Genomic DNA, 10,390 nt, shown 5'->3' with positions numbered 1-10,390 from the left:
TCGGCGGGGATGGCCACCCTCTTTTTGGTCCCCAACCTCTTCCCCATCGTCCTCAACTTCGGGATCATGGGCACTTTCGGAATCGCCATCGATACGGGGACCGCCCTCATCGCGGCCACGGCCTTCGGCATCATCGTGGACGACACGGTGCACTTCTTCACCCGGTTCGCCCAACGGCGCCGCGAGGGCTGGGCCTATTCCGTGGCGCTGGAAGACGTCACCCACGAGAAGGGGGAAGCGGCGATTTCCTCCTTTGCGATCCTCGCCTTGGGGTTCGGCGTCCTGACGCTGAGCCACTTTTCCCCCATCGTCTATTTCGGCCTTTTGAATGTGATGGTTTTGACCACGGGCATGGTGGGGGACTTGTTTTTTTTGAAAGCGCTCATGGTCCTGGGAGGAAAGCGGGCTTCCATAAAAACGGCAACCTGACGCTTGGGGAGACCCGAACCTCCGGCGCGTTTTATCTAACGATTGTTGCGAACTCGACGGTCTGGACCCGAACGCCTTCCAGGATCAACCGGCCGCGGCCGCTTCCATCCAACTATTTAACCTTTAGAAAACACTCCACAGGACCCCTTGGGAATCCGTGTGGATGCAATTAATGTAAACCCTCCCTGTCGGCACTAAAAAAATAGGGGTCCCGGGTGGAATCAACGGTTCAAACCATTCAAAAGCGGCCCCCCGTTTCATGGGGGCCGGGAAGGATAGGATATTCCGAATACGATTTCCTTCAACATGGTCGGCCGCGGTTGGAATCGAACAGGAAGAATTTCGTCCAGGTATTTAGGCACCTAACCAATGTGCGTTCGTTGGAAATTCACCTTCATTTTCGGCGTAGTAAATGCTTATCGCGCTACGAAGAGACCCCAACTTTCCTTTCACCGCCGCCTCTTTGGATCGGATAATGAGCTTTCCGAACTTCGGAATGGCAATAGACGCCAAAAGCCCTATGATCGCCACCACGAGCATGAGCTCGATCAAAGTGAACCCCCAAGGTCGACCGCGCCCAGGCCGCATTTCTCCTCCTATTCAAAATAAGCCTATCCCTTTAAAGTCTACATCCTCCTCCCGATTTTTTTCAATGGATTCTCTTTTGAAACGACGACATGGGGGCACAACACACCAGGGGACATGATTGGCCCGTTGACTTAATGTTGTCTGCCTCGGAAAAAAACGAACTTGACCAACATTGTCTATTTCGGCCTTTTGAAGGTGATGGTTTTGACCAGGGGCAAGGTGGGGGGCTTGGTTTTTTGAACGCGGTCAGGGTCCTGCGAAGCCGATCAAGCCCTTCCCCGACATAGCCGTCGGACCTCGGCCGGGGCCGGAGGCCAGGTGGCTTCCGGAGAACGAAACGCTGGCCGGGGGTCCACCTCCCACCGCGCCCTCTGCCCAAATAACAGAAGGGCCCGACTCCGTTTCGGAGTCGGGCCCTTCCTTATTGGTTGGAATGGTTCAAAATGTGGAGCAAGAACAGTCGGCCGCAAACCATCGACCTGAACGTGCCCAATATATCACATGGCTACTGGGAAAACTACGAGCTGACCGGCGACTACAACCTGCGGCCCACCTTATAGGGGATCGGTGTATCGACCTGTTGCGAATGGAGGGGGGGGCCGATGGGCCCCCCAACCTGCCGCGTGTGTAGGGGGGGGTGCGGAGATCGACCAACCATTGCGGCCGGTGGTGCCGCCGCCGAGGGCGTTACTTTTTCGACCGCTATACCGGGCCCTTTTCCGTTACTGAATTATTCAATCCATTTCCCCTTTGAAAAGATAGTGGCAAGGGGTTGATCTTTGCCGCGGAACCTTCCGCCATCGGCGGCGGTGTTGGGTGGAAAACCCCCGCGCGAGAGCGCGGCGGCCGGGAAAGAAAAAACCCCGCCAACGGCGGAGAAACCCCCGGCGGTTGGTTGGAGAAAAGAAAGAACACACTGCGGTTGATTCGTTCGTTGAAAAAAACCCGGACGCGCCCCGCTGCGGTTGGACGGAAAAACAGGGTCGCGGCCCGCGCGTCGGCCCGAGAAACCCGCGCCGCCGCCCGGCCCGCTCGGTTTGTGGGTGGACTGGGACGCTGCCCGCTACGCTTGAAAACCAGAGAACCCCTGGTCGCCCCGCGCCCGCACGAGGAACGTGCGCGGTCGCCGGGCTTGGCAAGTTGGGCCGTTGGACGCTACCCGCTGCGCTGGAACCCCCATCCGCCCTGTGAGCCGCCGTCGTGGCTACGCCCCGTCGTCGGCCTTGCCTGGCCTGGGGTCAAGGCCGTTGGCCTCGCCCCTCCCCTCGGTCGCGCGCAATAGGTAGGGAGCGGCCAGGCAAGCCCCGCTTCGCGGGGCACAGGGCTAAGAAGTCGCCCCTAGGGACGATTATTTAACGTATGTGGGCCAGCGTTTCCACCAACGCCCAACCCGTTACACCGTCGGATTGTCGGGCTGCGCCCGTGGCCCATATACTCCCCATGGGAGTATATATGGTCCACCAACAACACCCGCCCCCACGGCACCTCCATTGTCCATTGATCGAGTTCCGCTTTTAGAGGTCACACAAGTCCCGTGATTGACGATGGCCTCTGCAAGCGCCGCCCCATTGCGCCGCCGTGCAGGCACACACCGCCCGCACGTCACCGCTGGCGGCGCTGCCCGGCAACACCCGCCCCCCTCCCCCCAAGCCCGGCCCATACACCAAAACCGGGCCGGCCTTGGGCGGGATTATGGGGGCTGCCGGGCTTGGTGCCCCCCACACCCCCCGAGGGGCCAATCACCTGCCCCCCAAAAAACAAAGGCGGGCGCTGAATAACGCACCCGCCCACAACTCACAAAAATAAAATCTATCCGATCTGCGTTTCAGCAACCCATTCCTTCCGGCATTTCATCCACATGATTCAACATGATATCCGTCAGGTGATAAGTCATGGGGTCTGCTTTTCCTTCAACTCGTGGAGGGCTTCCCTCAAGATGCCGATGGAGGAGATCAGGATCATGGCGGCGATGACGCCCCCGATAACGATGTCCGGCCAGGGAGAACCGAGCCAGAGAACCAGGGCGGCGGCGAGCATGACGCCCAGGTTGGCAAGCACGTCGTTGCGGGAGCAGAGCCAAGTAGAACGCATGTTTATATCGTCGTCTTTGTGTTTGTAAAGCAGGAGGAGACAGAGAGCGTTGGCAGCCAAGGCGGCGACGCCCACGGCACCCATGCCCCCGGCGAACGGGACGACACCTGAGAAGGCATGGTGAACCGTTTGTCCCAGGACGCCCAGTCCCAGGAGCAGCATGACGAGTCCCTTTCCCAGGGCCGCCCCAGCCTTCCATCGGGAACTTCGGTCCATGACGTACAGGCTGACGGCATAAACCAGCGCGTCTTCAAGCATGTCCATGGAGTCACCCAGGAGCGCCACGGAACGGAAAAACAGGCCGCCCACGGCCTCCACGATGAACATGGCGAGGTTGACGGCCAGGACGATCTTAAGGACGCGGATGTGATCTTCCCGCAGGGGCGATGAAAGGCAGTCGTGGTCGTGGCATGAACTCATGAGGAGTCTCCGCAGCACTTTTTATATTTCTTCCCGCTGCCGCAGGGGTAGAGGTCGTTGCGGCCGATCTTGGGCTCCGGCCGGACGAGCGGGGGCGTGGGCTCCTTGCCCTGGAGGCGGCGGAGGTCCTTCCTGTGAGCACGAATCCAGGCTTGGCGGGCGGCGGCGTCGGAGGTATCCACACCCTCCCGCTTCATCCGCTCGAACTGCTCTCGTGTTTCCCTGCGAAGCGTGGAGTCGGCCAGGATTTTAAGGGCGTGCGTGACGCCGACCCAGACCCGTTTCAAGCGGTCCATCTTTAGATGGCCTCATCTCCACGTTTGCCCGTGCGGATGGCAAGGGCGTCCACGGCCTCGATCACGAAGATCTTGCCGTCCCCCTTGTTCCCGGTATGGGCGCGGGATTGGATGGTCTTGAGCACGGTTTCCACCATTCGGTCCGAAACGACAAGCTCAAGCTTGGTCCATTCGTCCGACTCCAATACATCGCCGTTGGGGCTTTTGGGGCTACGCCCGTAGCCTTTGACCTGGGAGACGATACAGCCAGGGAGGTTGGAAATGGCGTGAAGGTCTCGGAGCACTTCTTCCGCCTTGTGGGGTTTGATAACAGCCTTAATCTCTTTCATAGTTCCACCTCTTTTTCGCTCCAGATTTTCTTCTCGAGCAGGGACACTAGAACCGGAAGGACCACCAGCGTCAGGAGCGTTGAAGACACGACGCCGCCAATGACAACGGAAGCTAGGGGACGCTGGACTTCGGAGCCGACGCCGGAAGAGAGCATCATGGGCAGGAACCCGAAGATTTCAACCAGGGCCGTCATGAGGACGGGACGAATTCTCAAGTCCGTGCCCTGGTGAATGAGGTCTTGACCCTTGACGCCCTCACGGTGGAGGTCGTTGAAGCAGTTGATGAGGACCACCCCGTTCAATACGGCAATGCCGGAAAGCGCCACGAACCCCACCCCGGCGGAGATGCTGAAGGGCAGGCCGTTCAGCATGAGGCCCAGGACGCCCCCCACCAGCGCCAAAGGTACGCAGGAGAAGATAAGGAAGGTCTCGTAGACGTTGCGGAAGGCGATGTAGATCATGCCGAGCACCAGAACCAGGACGAGGGGCGTCAAGACCGCCAAGCGGGACTTGGCCTGCTGGAGATTCTTGAAGTTGCCGCCCCACTCGATGAAATAGCCCGACGGTATTTTGACGGCTTCATCAACTTTCCTCCGGGCTTCGGCCACGAAACTCTCCGTGTCCCGGCCGCGCGGGTTGACGAGGATAGCGACCCGGCGCTTGCCCATTTCCCGGGAATACGCGCCGAACGTGTCCGTGAAGCGGAGGCTCGCCGCCTCGGCCAGGGGGACGGTGGAGTTGGCGGAGATGCCGACGGGGAGGGTCTTTAGGGCGTCCAAGTCGGAGCGGTCCTTTTCGTTCAGCCGTACGACAATGGGGAAGCGTTTCATCCCCTCGTAGATGACGCCGACTTCCTGGCCGCCGACGGCGGTGCCGACCGTCTCCAGCACCTCGCGGTTGGAGACGCCAAGGGAATGGAGCAGCTCGAGGTTGGGTTCGACATGCAAGAGCGGCGACTTGCCCTGGATCTCCAGCTCCACGTCGCCGGCACCGGGTACCTTATCTATGACGGACTTGATCTTACCGGAGAGGTCCGACAGGAGGTCCATGTCGTCGCCGAAGATTTTGACGGAGATGTCGGCGCGGGTTCCCTCCAAAAGCTCGTTGAAGCGCATCTGGATGGGCTGGGTGAGGAGCATACGCTGGCCCGGCACTTTTCGCCGGAGCCGTTCGACGAGCGCGTCCGAGAGGTCTGCCTTCGAGGGCTTCCGACCGTCGATGGGTTCCCAGCCGTCCTTGTCCTTGAGGAGGATGAAGGTGTCCGAGAGGTTCACGCCCATGGGGTCGGTGGCGACCTCAGCGGTGCCGATGCGGCTGAAAACGTGACTGACCTGGGGGAACTCCCGGATGACGGCTTCGGTCTTCTCCTGGAGGGCCACGGATTGGTCTATGCTGATGGTGCCGGGGCGAACGAATTGGATGGCGAGGGACCCTTCGTCCAATTGAGGAAGGAACTCGCCGCCCAGACGCGTGAAAAGAAATCCACCGAGGAGGATGGAAAAGGCCCCCAAGGCCAGAACCCAGGGACGATGCTTGAGGAATAATTTAAGCGTCGGCTCATAAGCGCGCCTGATCTTGAGCATGAGCCATGGCTCTTTCTCCCCCACGTCCCCCTTGAGGAAGAGGCTCGCGAGGGCCGGGGCGATGGTGAAGGAGAGGACGAAGGCGGCCAAGAGAGCGATGCAGAAGGTCCCCACCATCGGGACGAACATCTTGCCCTCCACGCCGGTGAAGGCGAAGATGGGCAGGAAAACGACCACGATGACCAGTTGGCCGAACCCCGCGGACTGCCGGATTTCGAGCGTGGCCTCCTCGATGGTGCGGGCCAGCTCTTCCTTTTTGAGCGCACGGTGTAGTTCCATGCTGCGTTGGTGGACCCGCCGGACGCAGTTGTCTATGACGATCACCACGCCGTCCACGATAATGCCAAAGTCCAGGGCGCCCAGGCTCATGAGATTGCCGGACATTCCCATGCGATTCATCACGATGAAGGTGATGAGAAGCGTAAGCGGGATGGTGACGGCGGTGATGAGCGCGGCCCGAAGATTGCCCAGGAGGAGGACCAAGATGACGATGACCAGCAGGGCGCCGGTGACGAGATTGTGCTCGACGGTTCCCAGGGTCGCGTCCACCAGGACAGAGCGGTCGTAGAGGACATTAAGGACGACCCCTTCGGGGAGGCCCTTCTTTATCTCCGCCACTTTTTGCGCCACGCGGTGGGCGACGACGCGACTGTTCTCGCCCAGGCGCATGAGCGCCGTGCCGACGATATCCTCCCGGCCGTTCACGAGCGCGGCTCCGGTGCGGAGTTCCGTGGCCAGTTGGACCTGGGCCACATCGCCGATGCGGATCGTCTTGAGGGACTCCAGAGACTTGATGGGTGCATGGCGAATGTCTTCCGCGTCCTTAAGGAGGCCGGTGGCTTGGACGAGGAACTGCTCACCCGTCTGCTGGATGTAACCGCCGCCCACGTTGCGGTTTGTGTTCTCCAGGGCCCCGATGAGGTCGTTGAAGTGGAGGCCGTATTGCGCCATTTGGCGGATGTTGGGTTGGACGTGAAACTGTTTCTCGAAACCGCCGATGCTGTTGACCTCGGCAACACCGGGCACCGTGAGGAGACGGGGTTTCACGTACCAGTCTTGGACGCTCTTGAGTTCCATGAGCTGAGCGACACGGGCGGCGCCAACGGCGGGCGTGGAGGCCTGAAGGGTGTAGAAGTACACCTCGCCCAGACCCGTGGTGACGGGGCCAAGGCCCGGCTGGATGCCTTCCGGGAGTTCGGGGACAACGCCTTGGAGGCGTTCCGAAACCATCTGGCGTGCACGGTAAATATCCACCCAGTCCTCGAAGACCAGCGTGACTTGGGAGAGGCCGAACCGGGAGATGGAGCGGGTCTGAACGAGGTCCGCCAGGCCGCCCATGCCGTTCTCGATGGGAACCGTGATATAGCGCTCGATCTCCTCGGGGGTGAGGCCCTCGACGGCGGTGTTGACCTGGACCTGATTGTTGGTAATATCGGGCACGGCGTCGATGGGCAGAGCTTGGAAGCTGGTCCACCCCAGGCCCGCGAGGATGAGGGCCAAAGCAAAGACAAGGCCCCGGTTATTGACGGAAAATCTGACGAGTTTTTCGATCATGAGGGTCTCCTAAAAATCTAGTGGCCGTGCCCGGCTTCGCCGGTAGAAAAAGCGTCTAGCTCGGCAACGCGGAGGAGCGGAGCGCCCTCAACGACGATTGTGTCGCCGGGGCGGAGGTCCTTCTTCCGTTGCGGGATGAATCGGACAAGAACGCCCTGCGGTCGCGCCTCGCCCTCAATCAACTTGTACCAACCATCCCGCAGACGATAGACACCGGTCTCGTCCTTAAAAGTGACAATGGCCGATTTGGGGAGCGTAAACTCCTCGGGCGCGGCTTGGGTCTTGATCTCCAAGGTCTTGACGGCTTCATCGGAGAGTTGAAGGCCTTTCTCGGCGTCGGTGGCCGTCACGGCGTTGCCGGGGCCAACGCCGGAAGAGGCTTCCTCTTCCCCCTCTTCGTGGCCTTCTTTCCGTTGGTCGTCGTGTTCTTCGCCCTCCTCATGCCGGCCCTCACCCCCGTTCTCATGGTCCTTGTGGCTCTCTTCCGCAGGGGATTCCTGAAGAACGGGGGGGAGTTTCTCGGCCCGAATTCCGAGAGGCAAAGCGAGGCAAAGGATCAAAAGAAAGAGTTTCATAGTCCCTCCTGAAGGGCACTGCCTTCCAAAACGTAGATGGACCAGAGAGCTTCCAGGGCGCGGAGCTCCTGAGCGTTGAGGCTTTCGGCGAAGTCGGTCATTTGGCGGTGGGCCTCGATGACGAGGGCGCTTTGGACGAGGCCCCGCTCGAAAAGGCTCTCCATGCCCTGGTGCTTCTTCTCCATCTGCTCCAGCGTGGGCATGCCACGCAGGGAGGCGACGGCGTCTTGATAGATCTCAAACCAGGTTTGCCATTGCGTGGAGAGTTCGCGATCGCGTTGGGCCAGGTTGACTTCGGCGCGACGGGCCTCGGTGCGCGCCAAGGCGCGGGCACCCTGGTTCTGTTGATAAAGAGGAAGGTCCAGGGAGAGCGCGCCGCCCAAGGACCGATTCTTCCGGCCGCGTCCGGATTCCATCCCCACCTTGGGACCGAGCTTGAGATCGGGCCGGGCGTCGCTGTCGGCCAGGGCCAATTCAGCTTGGGCGAGGGCGAGGTCGGCCTGAGCCTCCTTGCGGAGCGCCCCGGCAATCGTCGGTGCGGCGGTAAGACCGGGCCATGTGGTCTTGGGCTCGGGGAGGGCCTTGAGGATCGTGGGGAAGTCGGCGCCGGTGGCGAGATCGAAATACCGCTTCAAGGCCCGCTGCTCCTGCAGGAGCCGGGATTTGCGCAGGGTGTAGTCGCTCTGCGCAAGGAGGAAGACGTTGAGCGAAACTTGCTGTTCGGGCGAGAGCTGGCGGCGGTTTTTGTATTGGCCGATGATGGTGCCGAAGGTGTTCTGGGCCTCCTCCACGGCGTGGAGCTCGTCCTGGAGATGCCTGAGACGATAGAGGTTGAGGACGGCGGAAAGGGTCACCTCCTCCCGCGTCTTCTGCACCCGCGCGATCACCGCTTCTTTTTGCGCCCTGGCGCGATCCAGACGATGTCGGCGTTTTCCGCCCATTTCGAAGGTATGGAGGTAAGCGGCTTCGGCGGAAAGGGCGGCCTCATCCTCTTCACTGTTGGACACGGCCTCCGCGTCGAGCTCGGGGTTGGGACGCTGGCGGGCGAAGGCATCGAAAGCATCGAGGTTGGCGGCCTCGGCCTCGGCGCGGAGAACGTCCGGGTGGTTTTTCTGGACGCACGCCAGGACGTCCTGGGGTGAGGCGAAGGACGGACACGAGGGCTCGTCCGCGCGGACGACCTGGAATATGAACAAGGGCAGAAGCCCGACGAATAAATTTTTCATGGGTTCCTTTATGGATTCAGAATGCCGTCTGGCCCTCGGGGGTGGCCGGACAGGGGATATTATTGGTGGAGATGAAGCGGGTTAAGAGGAGACTTTAGGGGGGTGAAAAATGGACTTGTCGGACAGGAAGTCCAGCAAGTCCGCGTCCACGCGGACGACGTGCGGAGTGGACGGGATGACTTGGTGAAGCCTGGAATCCGGGTTGTTGACGAGATGGACGCACGTGCAAGTATGGCAGACGGGAACAGCGCCGTGGCAGTCCGCCGCCGCGCTGTTCAAGGCCATATCATTGCCAAAACCTAAAAGCATGAACAGAAAAATCCACTTTCTCATCTTCCCTGAGCCTAACACACGCGAGACGCCCCTGCAAGTGGGGGCCTTGATCTTGACGCGCCGCTTGTAGTCAAAAAAGGGCGGGCCTTTTAACATCCTTCTTGAAAAGGCTAGCGTATGTATCGGGGTCTTGGTTCACGTATAAGTTGGATAAACCGGCTCCATTCAACCAATGATACATTGCCTTTTCCCCGGCATTCCCCTGCTCAATCTTTTTCTCTATTTCCTGCTGTTTCACATTCGGTCTCCCATTTCTCTGCTCAATAATTCCTGATTTAAATAGCGCCCCCCGCGATACACTTCTTCTATGTTGGCCTTTGAGTCAAAGCTATAGAACACATCTCCCAAGAATCTTCCGTTGATGTCAACTTTTGTGGTCCGGACTACAACAAAGGGGGCTTGGGCCAGTTGATTTCGAACAAATGTCGCCGCGTCTTGGCCTTCTGTTGTGTTGATTTCCGGTGAATTTATGCCTGACAACCGAATGCGTTGCTTCTTCTTAATATCGAAACCACAATCAATATCGAGCACCAATGTGTCGCCGTCAACCACATCAAGCACAATCCCTTTAAAAACATAGCCAACCGTTGTTGGGCGCTTTAATTTCTTTGATGACCCATCGGTGGGGACATCCTTTCCCGCGGACTCCACCGCTTCCAGTAATTGATCCCGAGTCCAACGGTTTTTTTCGGCAAGGTCACTGAATTTTCGCCGCTCGGTCGAATCTTTAATTGCCAGGAGGACGCGGTAATGGCTCCAACTTAAAAAATCACTCCGGGGAACAGCTTTGTATACGCCATGGAACTGGATGCAACGGTAAAGGGTGGTCACATCGGTCTGCATGTCCTTGGCTAGTCGAGCCAAGACCGCCTTTTCATATCCAACATTGGCCGTCAGATTTTCCATGGCAATCCGCCCACCTATTTCCCAGTAGGTGGCCAACAACTGGTAATTAACCGCCGACCG

The 10,390-nt window shown here is 59.6% G+C and carries 9 protein-coding genes and 1 pseudogene; 1 reads left to right on the top strand and 9 read right to left on the bottom strand.

The annotated features are described in order from the left end of the window. The first annotated feature begins 9 nt into the window (after positions 1–9). Entirely contained in the window at positions 10–429 is a 420-nt protein-coding gene (locus IPI56_11140) for a hypothetical protein (protein ID MBK7546277.1), read from the top strand. A 354-nt stretch (positions 430–783) separates the two neighbouring features. Here IPI56_11140 and IPI56_11135 read toward each other — a convergent pair whose 3' ends face one another. The 9 genes and pseudogenes from IPI56_11135 to IPI56_11095 form a co-directional block, all read right to left on the bottom strand. Then, positions 784–1,017: a prepilin-type N-terminal cleavage/methylation domain-containing protein gene (locus IPI56_11135; protein ID MBK7546276.1), complete on the bottom strand. Its 234-nt coding sequence runs from the start codon at positions 1,015–1,017 to the stop codon at positions 784–786. A 1,890-nt stretch (positions 1,018–2,907) separates the two neighbouring features. Beyond that, positions 2,908–3,528 (bottom strand): cation transporter, encoded by a 621-nt coding sequence (locus IPI56_11130; GenBank protein MBK7546275.1) that lies wholly within the window; start codon positions 3,526–3,528, stop codon positions 2,908–2,910. Further along, a pseudogene (locus IPI56_11125) lies at positions 3,525–3,620 on the bottom strand (SEC-C domain-containing protein). Before IPI56_11125 ends, IPI56_11130 begins: the two are co-directional and overlap by 4 nt. A gap of 206 nt (positions 3,621–3,826) precedes the next feature. Continuing rightward, positions 3,827–4,153 (bottom strand): P-II family nitrogen regulator, encoded by a 327-nt coding sequence (locus IPI56_11120; protein MBK7546274.1) that lies wholly within the window; start codon positions 4,151–4,153, stop codon positions 3,827–3,829. Next, positions 4,150–7,290 carry an efflux RND transporter permease subunit gene (locus tag IPI56_11115; GenBank protein ID MBK7546273.1) on the bottom strand — a complete coding sequence of 1,047 codons (3,141 nt, stop codon included), beginning with the start codon at positions 7,288–7,290 and terminating at the stop codon, positions 4,150–4,152. Before IPI56_11115 ends, IPI56_11120 begins: the two co-directional genes overlap by 4 nt. A 17-nt stretch (positions 7,291–7,307) precedes the next feature. Further along, positions 7,308–7,865, bottom strand: coding sequence for a hypothetical protein (locus IPI56_11110; GenBank protein ID MBK7546272.1), 558 nt, complete (start codon positions 7,863–7,865; stop codon positions 7,308–7,310). Next, positions 7,862–9,091 (bottom strand): TolC family protein, encoded by a 1,230-nt coding sequence (locus IPI56_11105; GenBank protein ID MBK7546271.1) that lies wholly within the window; start codon positions 9,089–9,091, stop codon positions 7,862–7,864. Before IPI56_11105 ends, IPI56_11110 begins: the two co-directional genes overlap by 4 nt. 81 nt (positions 9,092–9,172) lie before the next feature. Further along, on the bottom strand, positions 9,173–9,400 hold the full coding sequence (locus IPI56_11100) for a hypothetical protein (protein MBK7546270.1): 228 nt from the start codon (positions 9,398–9,400) through the stop codon (positions 9,173–9,175). 258 nt (positions 9,401–9,658) lie between these two features. After that, the coding region (locus IPI56_11095) for a thermonuclease family protein (GenBank protein MBK7546269.1) at positions 9,659–10,390 on the bottom strand (732 nt) is incomplete at its 5' end.

This window comes from Elusimicrobiota bacterium (genome assembly GCA_016706425.1).
GTDB lineage: Bacteria > Elusimicrobiota > Elusimicrobia > FEN-1173 > FEN-1173 > JADJJR01.
This window is presented reverse-complemented; position numbering and strand designations above follow the sequence as displayed.